Source organism: Acinetobacter sp. YH12094 (genome assembly GCF_013419295.1).
Taxonomy (GTDB): domain Bacteria; phylum Pseudomonadota; class Gammaproteobacteria; order Pseudomonadales; family Moraxellaceae; genus Acinetobacter; species Acinetobacter amyesii.
The window spans coordinates 11968-31366 of the sequence record NZ_VPAK01000005.1; the positions used below are offsets into that span (position 1 = coordinate 11968).

Genomic DNA, 19399 nt, shown 5'->3' on the forward strand with positions numbered 1-19399 from the left:
AATCAAGATTTTATAGAGATGAGTGCAACTTTATATCGCTCTATCTCCAAGGGGTTAAAACATGCTGATTTATGTGATTCCATTAGTGATCTTAGTGATCGTATTGGTTTTTTTAAACAAACGCCAAAAAGGTCAAGAATCAGATAAAGCCAAACCAACATCCACTAAAACCAAGAAAACGGGTGTTTCGGCCAAAGCGACTCCGAAGAAAACTCAAGTAGTTGAAAGCAGTGTCATTGAAAAAAAATCAATGACACCATTAACGACCGATGCTCGTGGCAAAATTGAAAAATTAATTGCGGAACGTAATTTCTTTTCTGCTGAAGCGCAAATCAATCAATCATTAAAACGTGATAACTCACAACATGAGTTGTATCTATATCTCTTAGATATTCACATTTTACAAAAAGACGAATTTGCCATCAGCCAATTGCTGAGCCATATTCGTTCACTTGAACTCGATGAAATTTTAGAACAAGCTGAAGCAAAAAAAGTAGAGTTTGAAAATTCTCAAAATGTAAAAGATGATGCCATTAACTTTGTATCACCGATCACTGAAGAGGCTCCATCAAAAGCTCAAAATACCTCTGATTTTGATGCTTTAATGCAAAGTTCAACTGCTGCACCTGTTGAACCCAAAGCAGCAGAAATTAAACCTCTAGATTTTAATTTCACCACTGAAACGCCAGCAAAAGCAGACATCTCAACCCCAGTTGAAAGTGCGCCTGCTGAAAAAATACAGACGCTTGAATTTGACACGCTTTCAATTTCACCAGAACCTGCACTTGAAGCAACACCGAAAACTGAAGAGATTGCTCAGCCATCTCCTGCCGTTGAAGAAATCAAACCGATTGATTTTGTAATGGACTTTGCCCCAAGCACTGAAGCTGCGGCTGAAACCAAAACAGAAACTGTAGAAGAAAAAATCGAGCCTTTAGATTTTTCATTTACAACAGAAACATCGGTTGTAGAAGAAAACAAAGTTGAAGCTCCAACCTTAAACTTTGACTTAGGTGCTTTTGAAACAGCAAAAACAGAAGAAGCGGTTGTTGCTCCTGCAACAGAGTTTAACTTAGAGTCTACACCTGAAGAAAAACCTGCCGCACCTGCTTCAAGTGGTGTGAGTTTTGACATTAGCGGTTTAGGCACACCGTCAACCCCATCTGCTACAGACCAAAACGATCCATTGGTTCAATCTTTCCCTGAACTGGTTGAAGTCAATGAAATTGAATTGAATCTTGAATTGGCAGCGCAATACATCAAACTAGGTGCTTATGACGCTGCACGTGAAATTTTAACTGAAAAAGAGGCTGAGTTTTCTTCAGCTCAGCGTCAACAAGCAGATCAGTTACTGAATCAAATCGCATCTTAAACAAAAGCGATTTAAACTAAAGCAGTCTTTCAAGGCTGCTTTTTTTATGATGAAAAAAATTGCTCTTATTTATATGGGTGGTACTTTCGGTTGTATCGGTGAACCTTTAAGCCCCATGCCAGCGAATGTGTTTTTACCTAAATTACAGCATGTGCTGCCACTGCACCTAAACATTGAATGTTTAGTCGCACCTGTCATTCGTGACAGTAGTGCCTGTACGGCGCCCGACTGGCTGGCACTGATCCAACAAATTCAAAGTTTACAATTACAACAATTTCAGCATTTCGTGATTATTCATGGCACAGACACGCTTAGCTATGCCAGCGCAGTACTTGCACACTTTATGGCACAGTCTGCTCATATCGTGCTTACAGGCAGCCAATATCCGCTGTTTAATGTGGCTGGTGACAACACCCGTGAATTTACCGATGCCATCGACAATTTAAATTTTGCATTGGAATCGGTACACCAATCGAGTGTTGGGGTTTATTTGGCCTTTAATCATCAACTGATGCATGCTCAATCCGCACTAAAAGTACATACAACCGATCTGAAAGCCTTTGATGGGCTGCCAGCCACACAGCCACTTTCAATGCTGACTTCGCCTTATATTGTTCAAGCCAATGATTTAGACAAAGCGGCTCATTTCAATTGCATGAATTGGATGTGGCAACCGATAGCAACTGATCTACACAGTCAAAATTTAGCCGCCCTGCTTACACACACGCCAGATGTTTTAATTCTGCAAGGTTTTGGCACAGGCAACATTGCCGTTGATGCTGAATTACTCAATGTATTGAAAGCCATACAACAAAAAAATTGCAAAATTATCTTAAGTACACAGGTTGTTCATGGCGGTATAGATCAGCGCTATGCTGTGAGTGACTGGGTCAAAGATAGTGGAATATTACTGAGCAATTGTTTGGGTCATGCAGATCTTTATGCCAAATGTTTGAAAATGTATTTACAATACGGTAGTGCCGCAGACTGGACTGCGCATTGGAACGATTAAGTCATTTGAGGTAACTATGCAACGTTTTGCGATTGGGATTGAGTTTTGTGGCATGCAATACAAGGGCTGGCAAACTCAGCAACCGGGCGTACCAAGCGTGCAAGAAACCATTGAAACCGTCCTCAGCAAAGTGGCCAATGAGCCAATCATGTTGCACGGCGCTGGCCGAACAGATGCCGGCGTCCATGCAACCAATATGGTGGCACATTTCGATACTCAGGCGATTCGCCCCATTCGCGGATGGTTAATGGGCAGCAATAGCCAATTACCCCGTGATATCTCCATCCAATGGATTAAGGAAATGGATCAGGACTTCCATGCCCGCTTTAAAGCGCAAGCACGTCGTTATCGCTATGTGGTCTATAACAATCCACAACGTCCAGCTTTATTACATAAGCAAGTGACCCATGTTTATGCCAAGCTAGATGTGCTGAAAATGCAACGTGCTGCGGCCAAATTTGAAGGCACTCATAATTTCGAAAGCTTCCGTGCCGCAGCGTGTCAGTCCAATCAGCCCGTTCGTCATGTCAGCCATTGCCGTCTGATCCAACACGGATGTTACTTAGTCCTAGATATTCAGGCCGATGGTTTTTTACATCACATGGTGCGTAACATCATGGGCTGTTTGTTGGAAATTGGGCAAGGTATGTATGACGTTGACCATATTGACGATATTTTTGCTGCTGAAGATCGTAAAGCAGCAGGTGTCACCGCACCACCCGATGGACTATATTTTATCCATGCAGACTATCCAGCTCAGTTTGAACTTCCTCAAGTTCCGTTAGGACCACATTGGCTAAATATGCCTGAATAAACAATCCCTCCCAACCTCACTTTCACAGAGAGGGTGTTTCATTTCCGCCATTGCCAGATTCTAAAGATGAAAATCCCTCTTTGAAAAAGGGGGATTCTGTTTAGGGAAGGATTTTATCGAAGATCAACCTTAACGCTGCTTCCGCTTACGATATTCCACGGGCGTTTCATTAGTCCAGCGTTTAAATGCGCGATAGAACGTACTTGGTTCAGAAAAACCCGTTAAGTACACAATGCGCTCCACACTTTCATTGGTATTGGCCAATAATTTTTTAGCCAAACGACAGCGATAGTCTGACAAAATTTGCTGAAAACTGGTATTGGCTTCTGACAACTGAGTCCGTAAACGACGCGGAGTAATGTTGAGCTGCGCAGCGACCGTTTCGAGTGTGGTTTCACCGCTTTCAAGCGTTGAACCAATAGCACGGCGAACTTCACCAACCAAATCATAACGCGCCAACTCCTGAAGTTTTTCAATCGCTAACTGCTCATGCAATTGTAATAACTCAGGTTCTGCCTGCCACAATTGATACTCTAAAATAGCTGGATCAAAATATAATCGGGTTTCTTTTTGCCCTAAGCTCACAGGGCATTCATAAACACGGAAATACTCATCATCTGGCGCGCCCTGACTAAAGTTAAAGTCGATATAAATCGGCTGAAAACGCCCTTCAGTAATAAACTTAAAGAAACGCAAAACACCGGACATCGCGCATTCAGAAAAATGACGATTCACGATATTTTCTGCCCAAGGCTGATGACCATTGGTCAAATAGCAGCGGTCATCTTCAATCACCAATTGCGCATGAAAGGCATCGCTAATTAGGCGTTGATATGCCAAAGCCCGCTTTAAACCTTCACCAAAATTCTCAGATGAAATGAATAAGTGTTCAATCACCTGCCCTCGATATAAAGGCAAATGCTCTCCTAGATGCAAACCAATATCAGGATCCTTACTGACTTCTTCTACAGCCACCCAGAATGCAAATTGTGCATTCAATGGGGTACGGTCATTGGTTTCAACCTGATTTAATGCCACACCCGCTTTTGTTAAAATTTCTTCTGTTGGCAATCCGGCACGACGAATCGCTTGATACCCTAAACGCAACACAACAGATGCATCAGTTAGCTGACCCACTCCAGAACCTTCCTTGTATGTACTTCATTTATACCTAAAAAGATTGATTTTAGATTAACTGCGATTGACCAAACTGACAACAGTTACTGCACATTTTTTGTTGAAAATATTTAACTGAATTGTTCGCTTATTTTACTGACAGTCGATCAGTTCAAAGCCTTTTACGGCTTGTATTCTGAAAAAAAATTGACTATAATTTGCGCCTTGCTAATTTATTCATTCAGGTAGGCTATGGCCAATAAAGAGGAACTCATCGAGTTCGAAGGCGTTGTCACCGAGACGCTTCCTAATACTATGTTCCGTGTACGTTTAGAAAACGGTCATGAAGTGATTGCTCACATCTCTGGCAAAATGCGTAAACACTATATCCGTATTTTGACTGGCGACAGTGTTAAAGTAGAAATGACACCTTATGATTTGACTAAGGGTCGTATCACTTACCGTGCGCGCTAAGTTTTAGCGAAGCGAAAAAGCCACTTTATCAGTGGCTTTTTTTGTATTTATTTCAATGCAATGATAAAAATTGACTGCAAATTTGCTTTCCTTTACAGTCTAAAAACATAAAAATTCGATTATAAAATTCAAAATATAAGGACATAAAATCATATGAAACATCTAGGATTAGTCGGTGCTATCTTTTGTGTTGCTTGCGCCACGACAGGCCAAAAGCAACTCAATCAATCCCTACAACACTATATTGGACAGCCAGCTGATCAAGTTCGTAAAGAGCTCAACTTGAGTCAATTGGGCTACAAAGTGATGGGAGCACCTGTACAAAGCAATGAAAAACTCAGTTATACCATTTTACGCTCAATGCCAATTCCGATAGGTACACCGAATATCGGCACCAGTATAGCCATGGGCGCCCCTATCCCAACGCCGTCTAAAGGTGGTGTCACTGTCGATATGGAATGTAAAATCGAGTTCAAATTACGCAATCAAATAGTTGAATCCATTGACTATGTTGGCAGAGCTTGTTGATCCTGTATGAGAATCCTAGAGGCTAATCTTGCTCAGCTGACCGTGTATCAAATGACTACAGTGTTATACAGACCGATCTGACTAAACTGAATTTATTTCGTGAGAAACTGACCCATGAAATTTATTTTAGAACATCAGGTTTACAAAGATCAGCGTTTTATTCGCCCAATATTGAGCATGGGATGCGTTCTAAGCATTGTATGCTTGGCTGGCTGTAGCACGACATCAACGATATCCTCCGTTGAACGTGAACGCTATTTAACCTCATTTATTGGTCAATCGAGCCAAACGATTCAAGCAGAACTTAATCTCAGCAAACTCGGCTATCAAAGAACCTCTCCCGTAGAGGTCAGTTCTGACTACCTCCGTTATCGTGTCGCACGCCCGATCAGTATTCCTTTACCGATGGCTGAAAATCCCGCAATGGGCATGGGCAGCGGCGCTGCTGTGCCGATTCCCAGTGGAAATACACGCTATGAGGTTGAGTTAAACTGCCTTATTCAATTTCGCTTAAAGCATAATATTGCAACTGATGTCCGATTAACTGGTCGCACCTGTTAGCGCATCAATTCTAGGATTGATAATTTCTAGGCACAAAAAAACGCAGCATAAACGCTGCGTTTTTTGATTCGCCATTAGTTCAATGCAGAAACTACAGCTTGACCCATTTCTACAGTACCGACTTGAGTACTGCCTTCTGACATGATGTCACCTGTACGTAAGCCTTGATCTAAGACATTACCTACAGCATCTTCAATTGCTTTTGCCGCCGCTTCTTCACGGAAGGTATAGCGCAGCATCATAGCAACAGACAGAATTGTTGCTAATGGGTTCGCAATGTTTTGACCTGCGATGTCTGGTGCTGAACCGTGGCAAGGTTCATACATACCTTTACCATTTTCATCTAAAGAAGCCGATGGCAACATGCCGATAGAACCGGTTAACATCGCCGCTTCATCAGACAAGATATCGCCGAACAAGTTACCAGTCACGATCACATCAAACTGTTTTGGCGCACGGACCAATTGCATTGCAGCATTGTCAACGTACATATGAGACAAGTTAATTTCAGGATACTGCTCTTCTTTTAACGCAGTTACGGTTTGTTTCCAAAGCTCAGTCACTTCTAGCACGTTGGCTTTATCCACTGAACACACTTTACCACCGCGTAAGTTCGCCATTTCAAAAGCAACTTTGGCAATACGCTTGATTTCAGATTCAGCATATACGTCAGTATTGAAACCTTGTTTTTCGCCGTTTTCGAGTTCACGAATACCACGTGGTTGACCGAAATAGATCCCGCCAGTTAACTCACGTACGATCAAAATATCCAAACCTGCTACGATTTCAGGTTTTAAGCTCGACGCATCTGCAAGCTGCGGATAAAGAATTGCTGGACGTAAATTGGCAAATAAATTTAAGTCTGAACGAATTTTTAATAGGCCACGTTCTGGACGAATTGAACGCTCAATGGTATCCCACTTAGGACCACCCACTGCACCCAATAAAATCGCATCAGCAGTCTTCGCTTGTGCTGCTGTTACATCTGGATAAGGTGAACCGTGCGCATCGATCGCTGCACCACCTAAAAGACCTTGTTCCCAAGTCAAACCTAAGTTGAATTTCTCGTTTACACGTGTCAGCACTTGTTCAGCCGCTTTCACGATTTCAGGACCAATACCATCACCTGGTAAAATCAAAATATGTTTTGACATGAGTCTTTCCATTTATACGCTGGCTTGATTACCAGTCAGATTTAAAGTTTCTTTTCTACAAACTCACCAAGTCCTGTGAGGACATTGTACGGTCGGCAGAAACGTCGAATCGTTTTTGCACCTTGCTTTAAGTCTACACAGAGCGGATCAGGCGCAGATTTATCTAGTAAACTGCCTCTGTTTTTTGAACGCTCACGGTACATTTTAAAGGTGTACTCGTGTTTGGACCTAAAGTTGTGAATGACATGCAAGCGCTCTGCTTTTTCCTGAGAAATTGGATAATAGCGAATCACGACTTCATGCTGACCTGTGGGTACAGACAAATACAAAGGATTAGGCTCAGACAATGAACGACCATTTAACCGTACAATACCTGCTTTAATCGCAGCACGTTGTACATGTTGATTATTTGGATCAACCACCTGTATTTGATCAAAACGCTCAAATTCACAGTGCGCTGTACCTGCACAGTAAATCAAAGCATTATTTTTTGTACTTTCAGTTTCCTTCACATTTTTAATGCGTGCCGTGTCAAAGCTTTGACAGGCAGAGAGCGTTGCAAACAGCGCTCCCGTTACAACCAGCTGACCGAAGAACTTTTTCATTTTTCGAACCCAACCTGATAAATTCTGGCTAACGTATAAATTTTGTTTCGCCTGATATTAACAAGACTTAAGCCGACTGACTACTAAGAAGTTCTACAGTGACACTGACTTAAGCTTTAATTTCTGCAAATACCCAAGGGCGAGATGCTTTGGTTTTTTCTTCATAAGCACGGATATCATCGGCTGCTTGTAAAGTTAAACCGATATCATCCAAGCCATTCAATAAGCAGTGTTTACGGAATGGATCGACTTCAAATGTAAATGCTTCACCACTCGGTGTACGCACTTCTTGCGCAGCCAAATCAATGGTTAATTGATAGCCTTCAGATGCAGCACATTCTTTAAACAACTGATCGACGATCTCTTCAGACAAGATCACTGGCAACATGCCATTTTTAAAGCTGTTATTAAAGAAAATGTCCGCATAGCTTGGTGCAATGACAGTACGGAAACCATATTCTTCTAATGCCCAAGGCGCATGCTCACGGCTCGAACCACAACCAAAGTTTGCACGAGAGATCAAAATCGACGCACCTTGATAACGCGGTTTGTTCAATTCAAAATCTGGGTTGATTGGACGTTTGGAAATGTCTTGACCTAAATAGCCTTCATCCAAATAGCGCAACTCATCAAATAAGTTGACACCAAAGCCAGTACGCTTAATAGATTTCAAAAACTGTTTTGGAATAATTAAATCTGTATCCACATTGGCACGGTCTAATGGTGCAACGATACCTTGTTCAACGGTATATTTTTTCATGCGATTTGCTCCTATTAGCCCTGATTAGAAGGTACGAACGTCAACGAAGTGACCAGCGATTGCCGCAGCTGCTGCCATTGCTGGACTCACCAAATGCGTGCGACCACCATTGCCTTGACGACCTTCAAAGTTACGGTTAGACGTCGATGCACAGTGCTCACCTGGTTGCAATTTGTCGGCATTCATTGCCAAACACATTGAGCAACCCGGCTCACGCCATTCAAAGCCTGCTTCAATTAAGATTTTATCTAAGCCTTCTGCTTCTGCTTGTGCTTTGACTAAACCTGAACCCGGTACCACCATGGCTTGCTTAATCGATGCCGCCACTTTTTTGCCTTTGACCACTTCAGCCGCTGCACGAATATCTTCGATGCGTGAGTTGGTACATGAACCAATAAATACACGGTCTAATTGAATATCAGCCAATGCCTGACCCGCTTCTAAGCCCATGTAGTTGTATGCACGTGTCCAGTCATTACGCTGTACATCATCTTTGGCTTGTTCTAAAGTTGGCACTGCTTGAGATACAGGAATCACCATCTCAGGAGAAGTCCCCCAAGACACTTGTGGCTCAATCTCTTCACCTTGCAACACCACAACAGTATCAAAATGCGCGCCTTCATCAGACACTAAAGTCTTCCAATATTCTACTGCAGCATCCCACTGTTCGCCCTTCGGTGCATATGGACGGTCTTTTACATAGGCAATGGTTTTGTCATCGACAGCGACCATACCAACACGCGCACCGCCTTCGATTGCCATGTTGCATACGGTCATACGACCTTCAATCGACATATCGCGGAACACTTGACCACCAAATTCAATTGCGTGACCTGTACCGCCTGCAGTACCAATTTTACCGATAATCGCTAAAACCACGTCTTTAGGAGTTACGCCTTTACCCAAGTGACCGTCAACACGCACCAACATGTTCTTCATTTTCTTTTGAACTAAGCATTGAGTCGCCAACACATGTTCAACTTCAGATGTGCCGATACCATGAGCCAGGCAACCAAATGCACCATGCGTTGCAGTATGTGAGTCACCACACACCACGGTCATACCCGGCAACGTTAAACCTTGTTCAGGCCCAACTACATGTGCAATACCTTGACGCACATCATTGATGTCAAACTGGGCAACATTAAAAGTTTTACAGTTGTCATCTAAAGTTTGCACTTGGATACGTGAGGTATCATCTTCAATACCCGCAATACCTTCAGCACGCTCCTTAGTAGAAGTAGGTACGTTATGGTCTGGCGTTGCAACGTTAGCGCTTAAACGCCATGGTTTACGGCCCGCAAGCTGTAGCCCTTCAAAGGCTTGTGGAGAAGTCACTTCATGCAATAAATGACGGTCGATATACAATAATGAAGAGCCATCATCTCGTTGTTTTACTAGATGGTCATCCCACAATTTGTCATACAAGGTTTTTTTTGTTTGGGTTTCCGCTATTTGGGTTTCGCCTGCCATGTCGATTTGCTCCACTGGACTGGGTAAATTCTTTCGTTAAATCGATTATAACCACGTATTCACATAAATCTAATTTATCATTTTTATTAGTTTAAAAACTTATAGGAATGATATTTAACTGCTGATTTCCGTTGCATTTTAAAGACCATTAATGCGTTTAAAACACGCTCACTTCAATACTTTCAGCAGATGAAACTTTAGAATTTTCTCCGACTTTTTGTTCACTTTCTGCCATTTTTAAACAGTAATTTAAAAATTCAATGATCATAAATTGAATATTCTCTTTTACATTGCAAATAAGAATCATTATTATTAACTCATTGCCAAGATTTATCAATTTAACAAGGAGCATTTTCATGGCCCACATTAACAAGTTCGTCGAAAATAATCAGCGCATGTTCAAAAAAACCTTGAGCTATTACATCATGCATATCACGGTTGCGATGTTGGTTGGTTATTACGTGACAGGCAGTATTGCAATGGCCATTACCTTAAGTTTACTTGAACCAACTGTTCAAGCGGTTGCCTTTTTCTTCCACGAAAAAGTCTGGGAAAAGAAAGATAAAGCTGTAGAGGAAAATATCCCCGCTTAATCCAACCCTGCTCCTTGTAAAAAAACCACCATCACGGTGGTTTTTTTATGACCTTTAAACGTTCTTTTACTCCATCCACTTTAACTTTCTATTCATTTCATCCTATAGATTCAATTGTAGACAGATCATCAAAGCTTGGTTTTTTGCTGTAAGACCAGCTGATCATGCGCCTCAACCAATTGTTCTATCGCAAGAATCAGTTTGTTTTTTGCCGCATTACACTCCGCTGCTGCACGGTTTTCGTCGTCTTCGTCATCTGCGATTTCATATATTGCACAGCGCTTTTCGACTGTCCCTTCAAAAATATCCAATAAATTTTTAATGTGCTTAATATCCATCGCCTTCTCCCTGTGAGGTACGCTATCGCTAATCGATGCCGCCCTGACTGTACCTGTTACTTTAATTATTCACTGAAAAGTATGTTCCCCAAGCCATCAAAACTTGAGTTCATTTTTGTTTTTAGTTCAATGCTGAGTTAAAAGAAACGCCCTCGCTCCTCTTTAATTCAAACGGTTGAAATACTTTTCAGCCCTGTATTTTTTATATTATGCATAACTGTGGTTTCGGTTTAAAAAACAACTTTGTAACAGCGCATTTGAGCTGAAAACGTCACAGCTCCATCTCGAATCATGCAACAATCAAGCACTCGAATAACGCTATAGAACTCGGAAAATCCCCTCAGATTTAATGCGTAGTATGACTTGAACGCCTAGTTTTAAATCAAAAGATACAACTTTCCCTTTGATTTATTCTTAAAATATTATAACAATGAGACTAAGCATAAAAATTCTTTATAGGAATGAAGATGAATCTCGCAGCCTTTGAAGCCTTTGTAAAAGTTATGGAAACTGGTTCGATCTCTTTGGCAGCAGATCAGCTCTTCATTACGCAACCTGCTGTAACCAAGCGTATTCACAGTTTAGAAGAATACTTCGGTGTCAAACTTTTTGAATCAGCGGGTCGTGGTGTTCAAGCGACGCATGCAGCAAACTCTCTCTTGCCAAAAGTAAAAAGCTGGCTGAATGAATTGGGCGATATTCACCATACGCTCAGCCATGAGCAAGGTCAGGTTCAAGGTAAACTGAAAATTGGTACCAGCCATCATATCGGCTTACACCATTTACCGGCGCATTTGCGTCAATACGTACAGCAATTTCCAGAAGTGACCTTAGATGTACACTTTGTTGATTCTGAACAAGCCCATGAGCAAGTTTTAGCTGGCGACTTAGAGTTGGCATTTTTGACTTTACCGCCACAAGGGGACAGCCGTTTAAAATACATCACGACATGGAATGATCCATTGGTATTCGTGGTTGCACCGTTCCATCCTTTGGCGCAAGTTGAACATTTGACCTTAGAAGATTTGATCCAATACCCAAGTCTTTTACCTGCGGCGCAAACCTATACCAGTCAAATTACCTTGGCTGAGTTTGAAAAGTATGGACTCAAGCCAAAAGTCACCATGAGCAATAACTCACTTGAGTCGATTCGCATGTTGGTTTCCATTGGTCTCGGTTGGTCAGTTCTTCCTAAAACCTTATTGAACCAAGATTTAAAACAATTGAATTTACCTTCAAACATGAATCGTCAATTGGGCATGGTATGGCACCCAGGCCGTACTCAGTCACTTGCTGCACAAAAGCTGGTTGAATTGATGAAACACATCTAATCGATTTTTTTTGCCTACAATATTTAATCGTTAAAAAAACCACCGCTATGGTGGCTTTTTATATTCATCTGTTTAAGCATCTAGAAAAAGCGAATGATTTGATTAGCCAAGTGTTGAACAGTCCTTGTTGAATAGTCATCATAGACAATGCAGTGACCTTCAAATCTGCCATCAATATTTGTAGCTTTGCTCAAGGTCAGCAATAGATGCTCTTACTTATTATGAAAGTTCAACCTCTTTTCACTGATGTTATACAGTAACATCAGAAGTGCAATTTGATTCAAATATAAGAACGATACGCGGCAAGGTCATCCGCAAGTGTTTGAGATAGGACTACTTCTCATCAAAAATGTTTTTGCGATACTTTGAATAATTAGACGGTAGTGAACGAGTTTTGCGGATGACAATGGTTTTGGGTACTTTTGCCGAAGGCCAATCAATTTATTCAATTCCTAGATGTAAGACTTCGTTGAATAGATTTAAAAATCATTTTAAAAACACGAAATAACTTTTACGTACGTAACATCAGTTTTTCAGTAAAAATGGGATCACCTATTTCAGCCGATCCCATTAAAAAAACCAAGGAAGACCTGTCGGTTTTATTTCGTCAATGAATCTTCATGTAATGATTCATTCAATTGATCGACAATAATCGCCCACTCACCATCTGACTTAATTTTTTCGGCCAAGAACTGGCGCTGAGCATCTGTCCAATAATCTGCTTCGGTAATTTTAGTTTGGGCACTGAGTTGATGCGTCACGATAAATAAAGCAATCGCGTCTTCACTCGAATCTAAACCCAGTTGTTCAAATAGATGAGTCATGCGTGGACGTACACTCATTGTCATTCTCCCTGTTAAAACTTATTGTTTATGGATACAAAATTATTCTGTTTTAAGGATATAACATGGAATGAACACGCACTCAATTACAGAATTCTATAGCGGTGAAAATTGAATAAAAGGCAAACTGAGCATAATCATCACGACAGATTGAATAAATACCAACAATAAAGGTAGCCCCCAGTTCACTCCCCCTTCTTCAGCAAACACCTGTTCACTATATTTCGGCTGCTGCATATAGGCTTTGGTCTTTTGCACAGCAAAATCGCTATAAAGCCGCTTTCCGATCCCAGCGAGTATGAGGTTAGGAATCAATGACAGCCCCATCAAGACTTGTTCAGGCACACCGATGATGAGTGCCAACATGCTAATCAAAAAACCAACCGCAAAGAATAAGAAGAAATAGCGGTACATCTTTCGATAGAGTAACCAATAGGGTCCAAAAATTAGCCCTGCCCAACTCAGACCATTGTTCTGTCCAACTTGTTGTTCAATGAACTTTAAATAAGATTGAGCACGTGGCCCAATAAAGATTTGAATTAAATGTTTAAAAGAAGCTTCTGTCTGCATACGGAGCGATAGTTCAAATAAGTGAGTCGAGGGTTAATCAAAAGAACATCAAATAAAAAAGCATCTCAAGATGCTTTTTTCCTGTTCATCTTTAGGCTTGAATTGACCAGTCTTGAATGTCCCAACCTTGTTCTTTTGCTAGGACCTCTAAACGATCATCTGGATTGACTGCAATTGCATGATCCGCATATTCCAATAAGAATCGATCATTGATTGAATCTGAATAGGCCCAGGACTCTGTCACATCACGACCTTCTAACCATTGATTCAAACGGACTAATTTGCCCTTTTGATAGCACGGAGTATTAATTACTTTACCTGTATATTTCCCATTCACAACTTCGGCATTGGTCGCAATGATTTCAGTAATGCCGAATTCACGAAAAATCGGTGCGGTAATAAAATCAGACGTTGCGGTGATCCCGACCAATTGATGCCCTGCATCTTGATGGCGCTGAATGGCAGCATAGCCCTCTGGACGCATTTGCGCACGAATAACTTTTTTCATAAACAACTGATGTAACTCAGTTAAGTAGGCATTGTCATGTTGGGTTAAAAACTCAAATACAAATTCGTTATAGGCAATCGGGTCAAGCTGGCCTTTTTTATAATCATCATAAAATTTGTCATTCATGGCACGATGACGAATTGGATCAACCAAGCCTTCATTGACCAAAAACTCCCCCCAAGAATGGTCTGAGTCGGTATTTAATAAGGTGTGATCAAGGTCAAACAGTGCCAATTTCATGAAAATACTCGTAAAAGCTGAAATTTAAGAAAAAAATTGTAAATCTATCTCCGCTAGTCGATAGAAATTCGTTAAGATCATAACAATTTTAACATTTTTACACTTTGCTTTTTCGAGATGGACACAGAAATAAACGTCCCCGTGAGCAAAGTCATAAATTACACAATATTTAGGTAGCCAAATGATCGATTCAGAAGGTTTCCGACCCAACGTCGGGATCATTTTGGCAAACGACATTGGACAAGTTTTATGGGCAAAGCGCATTGGTCACAATGCCTGGCAATTTCCACAAGGAGGTATCCAACATGGAGAAACCCCCGAACAGGCACTTTACCGTGAGCTGAGAGAAGAAGTTGGCTTACTGCCCGAACACGTCCAGGTGATAGCACAAACCCAAGGGTGGTTGCGCTATCGTTTGCCACATCGGTATATACGTACCGATTCAGCCCCCGTTTGTATTGGTCAAAAGCAAAAGTGGTTTTTATTGAAACTGACAGCTTCAGCACAGCATATTCAGCTTGATTTGTCAGATCCACCTGAGTTTGATCAATGGCAATGGGTCAGCTATTGGTACCCACTAGGACAAGTGGTGAATTTTAAACGCGATGTATATCGTAAAGCCATGGTGGAACTTTGCAGTCAGCTTCCACAAAAGCCGTAAAAATTTGCTGAATGGATGCAGATTTTTAGGATGAGTGTTGTTATAAATAAAGCAGAATAAATTTTGGAGCAGACACGATGTCGAACATGCAGCTGGATACATTAAGACGCATAGTCCAAGAGATTAATGCGTCAGCCAGTTTGCATGAATCTTTAGACATAATGGTCAATCAAGTGGCAGAAGCCATGCATGTGGATGTCTGCTCAATCTACTTGCTTGATGAACGAAACCATCGTTATTTACTGATGGCTTCTAAGGGTTTAAACCCTGAAGCCGTTGGGCATGTCTCTTTGCATACCAGTGAAGGTTTGGTTGGCTTAGTTGGACAACGTGAAGAAATCGTCAACCTTGATAACGCACCGAAGCATGAACGCTTTATGTATCTGCCAGAAACGGGAGAAGAAATTTACAATTCCTTCCTCGGGGTTCCGGTAATGTATCGCCGTAAAGTTATGGGTGTCTTGGTGGTTCAAAACAAGGAACCTCAAGACTTTAGCGAAGCTGCCGAATCCTTCCTCGTAACCCTATGCGCTCAACTTTCAGGGGTGATTGCCCATGCACATGCCGTCGGGAATATCGAAGTCTTTCGTAAACCGAACAACCTCCCAGCCTATAAAACCTTCCAAGGCATTTCAGGTTCAGGCGGCATTGCTCTAGGTCGTGCAGTCATCTTATATCCACCTGCTGACTTGGCTTCAGTCCCTGATCGTGAAGCCGATGACATTAGTGAGGAGCTCGAATTACTCGACAATGCCATAGACGCAGTTCGCCAAGAAATTCAGTCGCTTGATGAAAAAATGCAAGATGCCCTCATGGCTGAAGAACGGGCGTTATTTAGCGTGTTCTTACGGATGCTCGATGCCAATGCCCTCCCCGCGGAAATCAAAAGTGAAATTCGCGACGGTAACTGGGCACAAGGTGCTGTTCGCATTGTCATTGATAAACACATTGCGCTCTTTGCACAGATGGAAGATGACTATCTCCGTGAGCGTGTTTCAGACTTAAAAGATCTGGGGCGTCGTATCTTGGCCTTTTTGCAAGAAGCAGATGCCAGTCACCGTGAAATCACCGATGAAAGCATTTTAATTGGTGAGGAAATTTCTACAGCTGCCTTGGTTGAACTCCCAGTCGATAAAATCGCAGCGATTGTGACCACTGAAGGTGCCATGAACTCACACATGGTGATTGTGGCGCGTGCTCTCGGCATTCCAACTGTGGTTGGTGTGACTGAACTTCCGATTAACACCCTTGATGATGTCGAAATGATTGTCGATGCACATCAAGGTCGTGTATTCATCAATCCACCTCGTCGCTTACGCACACGTTATAAAGAGATTCAAAAAGAAGAAGAGCAAATTGCTAAAGATCTGAAGCAATACGAAACCAAAGATGCCATCACCCCTGATGGCGTCGCGGTTCGATTGTTTGTAAATACAGGCTTGATGATCGATGTAGTTCGCGGTGTACAACGTGGCGCCAAAGGTGTCGGTCTATACCGTTCTGAAATCCCATTTATGCTGCGTGATCGCTTCCCAGGTGAAGAAGAACAGCGCGCGATTTATCGTCAACAGCTCAGTCATTTTGCCAATAAACCCGTAGTGATGCGTACCCTCGATATTGGTGCAGATAAAGATCTTCCTTATTTCTCAATTGAAGAAGAAAACTCTGCACTGGGTTGGCGTGGGATTCGCTTTACCCTCGATCATCCTGAGATTTTTTCAGCCCAAATTCGTGCCATGCTCAAAGCCAGTATTGGCTTGAACAACTTGCATATTTTGCTGCCGATGGTGACCAGTGTCAGCGAAGTCGAAGAAGCATTGTATTTACTCGATCGTGACTGGCAAGCGGTGCAAGAAGAAGAACAGGTGAAGATTACCAAGCCCAAAATCGGCATCATGGTCGAAGTGCCGAGTGTGCTGTTACAGATTGATGAATTTGCTGAATTGGTGGACTTCTTCTCAGTGGGATCAAACGATTTAACCCAATATTTACTTGCGGTTGACCGTAATAACCCACGTGTTGCCAATGTCTATTCACACTCACACCCAGCCGTACTTCGTGCGTTGACTCGCTTGGTGCAAGAATGTCATAAATACGACAAGCCGATTAGTATTTGTGGGGAAATGGCTGGTGATCCACTCACCGCTATTTTATTGATGGCAATGGGCTTTAATACCCTATCGATGAGTTCGAGTAATATCCTGAAAGTTCGTAAAGCCATCTGCCATGTGCCGATGCCAGATGCAAAAGAGCTCTTAGATCGTGCCTTAAGCATGAATAATCCACTGATGGTGAAAAGCTTAATGGAGTATTACTTTAAGACTCATGGTCTAGGTGATATGGTGAAATCAGCGACGCGAATAGTCAGTTAAATTGTAAAAATACAGACCAATAAAAAGGGAGATAGTCATTTGAGTATCTCCCCTTTTTGTGCTTGTCATAGCCACGTTTCGCATTTTTCTTTCGATCTACAAAAGTTTGGCTTTTGTTAAAATCATTCATGTGTTTTGCCACAAAGTTGCGAACTTCAACTTCAGGCAGGACTTTTTTCTTTGCCATTTGCATTCACCTTTTCGCCTATACAGCACCTTCGTGCTGTAGTGCATATATTGGTCTATTTTTAGATTTTTTCAAGCACTTTCCTATGGCTTTTTGATACAGCGTAGTTAGTCCCAAATCCATAAAAACTTTGCTTTGCCACATTTTTCCCCCTCTCCCAAAGGGAGAGGAAAATACGTTGCATTTAACTTGCGAAAGCCCTTTCCAGCAAACGCTCTACATCGACCATTTTGGCATCCAACATCCCCACCACTTGCCCGTGTTTAGCACTATAACGGCTTTGAATAAAGCCATTTGCTACATAATCAGGCGCATAGCGTTTCAGTAACACCGCTTGTGCAAGCACCGTTAAACGACTGACCAAATTGCGCCCCATAAATTGTAAATCTTCAGGCGATTGATGGAACATTCTAAACAGGTCTTGTAATTCAGCTTGTAGGGTTTCATCTGTGCTTGCAGTTGAAGCGAGATCTTTAAATAATACTTCGATGGACTCAGGATCACGTCCAATCGCACGCAGCACATCCAAGCACATGACATTGCCTGAACCTTCCCAAATAGTATTCACAGGTGCTTCTTTAAAGATGCGCGCCATGATGCCGTTATCGACATAGCCATTACCACCAAAGACTTCCATCATCTCACCTGTCAGTTCCACCGCACGCTTACAAATCCAAAACTTGGCTGCTGGGGTCATGATGCGTTTCCATGCCACAGACAAAGTATCATCCGATTCATAGCACTGCGCCAAATGGAAACTGAGCTGCGTCGCTGCTTCACTTTCCAAAGCTAAATCTGCCAAGACTGCTCGCATTAGGGGTTGATCAATCAGATGTTTACCAAAAGCCTGACGCTGACGGGTATAAGCAATACATTGCACCAAAGCTTGACGCAACATGGCACTTGAACCGACCGAACAGGTCAGACGAGTATAGTTCGCCATTTCAATAATGGTTGGAATGCCACGCCCTGCCTCACCAATCATAATGCCCCACGCATTTTTGAATTCGACTTCCGAGCTTGAATTACTGCGGTTACCGACTTTTTCTTTTAGGCGTTGCACCTGAATATTATTCTTCGTGCCATCTTCCAACCAACGTGGCACAAAGAAACAAGCCAAGCCATCTTGTTCGGTTTTTGCCACCACCAAATGCGCATCACACATCGGTGCAGAGAAAAACCATTTATGCCCCGTGAGTAAATAAGCTTTACCTCGTCCTGTTTCTGCCACAGGCACAGCTATAGTTTCATTAGCACGTACATCTGAACCGCCCTGCTTTTCGGTCATGCCCATACCGAGCCAAATCGACTTTTTCTGCGCAATCGGTACATCGCGTTCATCATATTCAGTCGATAGTAGTTTCTCGCCAATTTTGGCCCACAGTTCAGGTTCGCGCTGAATGAGTGGAATACTGCCGAGCGTCATTGAATTTGGACATAAATTGCCGCACTCGACCTGACCTGCTAAATAAAAACGTGCTGCCCATTCCACCCATTTAGTCTTGGAGTTAGGCTGATTAAATGGATGTGCATGGGTATCAAACTGACGATTGAGCCCCATCCATTTATGCCATGAAGGATGAAACTCGATAAAGTCAGTACGACGACCTCGCGCATCGAAGGCATGTAAAATTGGTGTGTGCTTGTTGGCTAAAGCCCCATGCTGAAAATATTCACTCGAACCTGCCACTTTGCCCATTTCGCATAAAGTCGGCTGATCATGGCTGCTGCAGCGTTTTAAGATTTCATGTAAAACCGTATCGCTTGAAAATAGATTGTAGTTTTCTAGTTCATCAAATTGGTTACTGATTTGATGCGTCATCCATGGCTGTTCTAATGTATTCATCGTCTATATTTTCCACTTGTTCTTGTTTGCTTTTCATTTCAG

General features: G+C 42.1%; 22 protein-coding genes. 10 read left to right on the forward strand and 12 right to left on the reverse strand.

Translation table 11 applies throughout. From position 1 onward, the window contains the following. The first annotated feature begins 61 nt into the window (after positions 1–61). From FTU34_RS05480 to truA, 3 genes are read left to right on the forward strand one after another with little or no spacing between them, the layout of a single operon-like run. The gene (locus FTU34_RS05480) at positions 62–1372 is read left to right on the forward strand and encodes a fimbrial protein FimV (protein ID WP_180034958.1); all 1311 of its coding nucleotides are present in this window, start codon (positions 62–64) and stop codon (positions 1370–1372) included. 49 nt (positions 1373–1421) lie between these two features. Then, complete coding sequence (locus FTU34_RS05485; protein WP_180035029.1) at positions 1422–2384, forward strand: asparaginase domain-containing protein; 963 nt, start codon at positions 1422–1424, stop codon at positions 2382–2384. Positions 2385–2400: 16 nt separating this feature from the next. Next, positions 2401–3198 (forward strand): tRNA pseudouridine(38-40) synthase TruA, encoded by a 798-nt coding sequence (gene truA / locus FTU34_RS05490; RefSeq protein ID WP_078189716.1) that lies wholly within the window; start codon positions 2401–2403, stop codon positions 3196–3198. A 129-nt stretch (positions 3199–3327) separates the two neighbouring features. Here truA and FTU34_RS05495 read toward each other — a convergent pair whose 3' ends face one another. Then, positions 3328–4335 (reverse strand): AraC family transcriptional regulator, encoded by a 1008-nt coding sequence (locus tag FTU34_RS05495; RefSeq protein WP_180034959.1) that lies wholly within the window; start codon positions 4333–4335, stop codon positions 3328–3330. A 231-nt stretch (positions 4336–4566) separates the two neighbouring features. On the opposite strand from FTU34_RS05495, the gene infA reads away from it, so the two are divergent. The 3 genes from infA to FTU34_RS05510 all read left to right on the forward strand — a co-directional run bounded on the left by infA (position 4567) and on the right by FTU34_RS05510 (position 5877). Beyond that, a complete protein-coding gene (infA, locus tag FTU34_RS05500) occupies positions 4567–4788 on the forward strand; it encodes a translation initiation factor IF-1 (protein ID WP_001284370.1) in 222 nt (73 codons plus the stop codon). Between the two features lie 153 nt (positions 4789–4941). Next, entirely contained in the window at positions 4942–5316 is a 375-nt protein-coding gene (locus FTU34_RS05505) for a hypothetical protein (RefSeq protein WP_078189718.1), read from the forward strand. A gap of 114 nt (positions 5317–5430) precedes the next feature. Next, a complete protein-coding gene (locus FTU34_RS05510) occupies positions 5431–5877 on the forward strand; it encodes a hypothetical protein (RefSeq protein WP_306669814.1) in 447 nt (148 codons plus the stop codon). Positions 5878–5951: 74 nt separating this feature from the next. On the opposite strand, the gene leuB is transcribed toward FTU34_RS05510, so the two are convergent. From leuB to FTU34_RS05535, 5 genes are all read right to left on the reverse strand, one after another. Further along, positions 5952–7031: a 3-isopropylmalate dehydrogenase gene (leuB, locus tag FTU34_RS05515; protein ID WP_180034960.1), complete on the reverse strand. Its 1080-nt coding sequence runs from the start codon at positions 7029–7031 to the stop codon at positions 5952–5954. 41 nt (positions 7032–7072) lie between these two features. After that, positions 7073–7636 (reverse strand): hypothetical protein, encoded by a 564-nt coding sequence (locus FTU34_RS05520; protein ID WP_180034961.1) that lies wholly within the window; start codon positions 7634–7636, stop codon positions 7073–7075. Positions 7637–7745: 109 nt separating this feature from the next. After that, on the reverse strand, positions 7746–8396 hold the full coding sequence (leuD, locus tag FTU34_RS05525; protein WP_180034962.1) for a 3-isopropylmalate dehydratase small subunit: 651 nt from the start codon (positions 8394–8396) through the stop codon (positions 7746–7748). 24 nt (positions 8397–8420) lie between these two features. Beyond that, complete coding sequence (gene leuC, locus FTU34_RS05530; RefSeq protein WP_180034963.1) at positions 8421–9869, reverse strand: 3-isopropylmalate dehydratase large subunit; 1449 nt, start codon at positions 9867–9869, stop codon at positions 8421–8423. A 157-nt stretch (positions 9870–10026) separates the two neighbouring features. Beyond that, positions 10027–10221 (reverse strand): hypothetical protein, encoded by a 195-nt coding sequence (locus FTU34_RS05535; RefSeq protein ID WP_180112628.1) that lies wholly within the window; start codon positions 10219–10221, stop codon positions 10027–10029. Between the two features lie 4 nt (positions 10222–10225). Between FTU34_RS05535 and FTU34_RS05540 the strand changes: the two genes are divergently transcribed. Continuing rightward, positions 10226–10462, forward strand: coding sequence for a DUF2061 domain-containing protein (locus FTU34_RS05540; RefSeq protein WP_111884090.1), 237 nt, complete (start codon positions 10226–10228; stop codon positions 10460–10462). Between the two features lie 128 nt (positions 10463–10590). On the opposite strand, the gene FTU34_RS05545 is transcribed toward FTU34_RS05540, so the two are convergent. Continuing rightward, positions 10591–10800 carry a hypothetical protein gene (locus FTU34_RS05545; protein WP_180034965.1) on the reverse strand — a complete coding sequence of 70 codons (210 nt, stop codon included), beginning with the start codon at positions 10798–10800 and terminating at the stop codon, positions 10591–10593. A gap of 467 nt (positions 10801–11267) precedes the next feature. Here FTU34_RS05545 and FTU34_RS05550 point away from each other — a divergent pair, with 467 nt between their 5' ends. Next, entirely contained in the window at positions 11268–12131 is an 864-nt protein-coding gene (locus FTU34_RS05550) for a LysR family transcriptional regulator (RefSeq protein ID WP_078189725.1), read from the forward strand. Between the two features lie 599 nt (positions 12132–12730). On the opposite strand, the gene FTU34_RS05555 is transcribed toward FTU34_RS05550, so the two are convergent. The 3 genes from FTU34_RS05555 to FTU34_RS05565 form a co-directional block, all read right to left on the reverse strand. After that, complete coding sequence (locus FTU34_RS05555; protein WP_078189726.1) at positions 12731–12973, reverse strand: DUF2789 family protein; 243 nt, start codon at positions 12971–12973, stop codon at positions 12731–12733. Positions 12974–13069: 96 nt separating this feature from the next. After that, a complete protein-coding gene (locus FTU34_RS05560; protein ID WP_180034966.1) occupies positions 13070–13543 on the reverse strand; it encodes a DUF2628 domain-containing protein in 474 nt (157 codons plus the stop codon). 91 nt (positions 13544–13634) lie between these two features. Further along, entirely contained in the window at positions 13635–14291 is a 657-nt protein-coding gene (locus FTU34_RS05565) for an HAD family phosphatase (protein ID WP_180034967.1), read from the reverse strand. A gap of 181 nt (positions 14292–14472) precedes the next feature. Here FTU34_RS05565 and FTU34_RS05570 point away from each other — a divergent pair, with 181 nt between their 5' ends. Both FTU34_RS05570 and ptsP read left to right on the forward strand, forming a co-directional pair. Next, positions 14473–14952 (forward strand): RNA pyrophosphohydrolase, encoded by a 480-nt coding sequence (locus FTU34_RS05570; protein ID WP_078192761.1) that lies wholly within the window; start codon positions 14473–14475, stop codon positions 14950–14952. Positions 14953–15029: 77 nt separating this feature from the next. Further along, a complete protein-coding gene (gene ptsP, locus FTU34_RS05575; RefSeq protein WP_180024480.1) occupies positions 15030–17324 on the forward strand; it encodes a phosphoenolpyruvate--protein phosphotransferase in 2295 nt (764 codons plus the stop codon). On the opposite strand, the gene FTU34_RS05580 is transcribed toward ptsP, so the two are convergent. Together FTU34_RS05580 and FTU34_RS05585 are read right to left on the reverse strand one after the other, a co-directional pair. Then, positions 17317–17511: a hypothetical protein gene (locus FTU34_RS05580; RefSeq protein ID WP_180034968.1), complete on the reverse strand. Its 195-nt coding sequence runs from the start codon at positions 17509–17511 to the stop codon at positions 17317–17319. The genes ptsP and FTU34_RS05580 overlap by 8 nt on opposite strands. Positions 17512–17695: 184 nt before the next feature. After that, entirely contained in the window at positions 17696–19357 is a 1662-nt protein-coding gene (locus FTU34_RS05585; RefSeq protein ID WP_180034969.1) for an acyl-CoA dehydrogenase family protein, read from the reverse strand. Positions 19358–19399 lie beyond the last annotated feature (42 nt).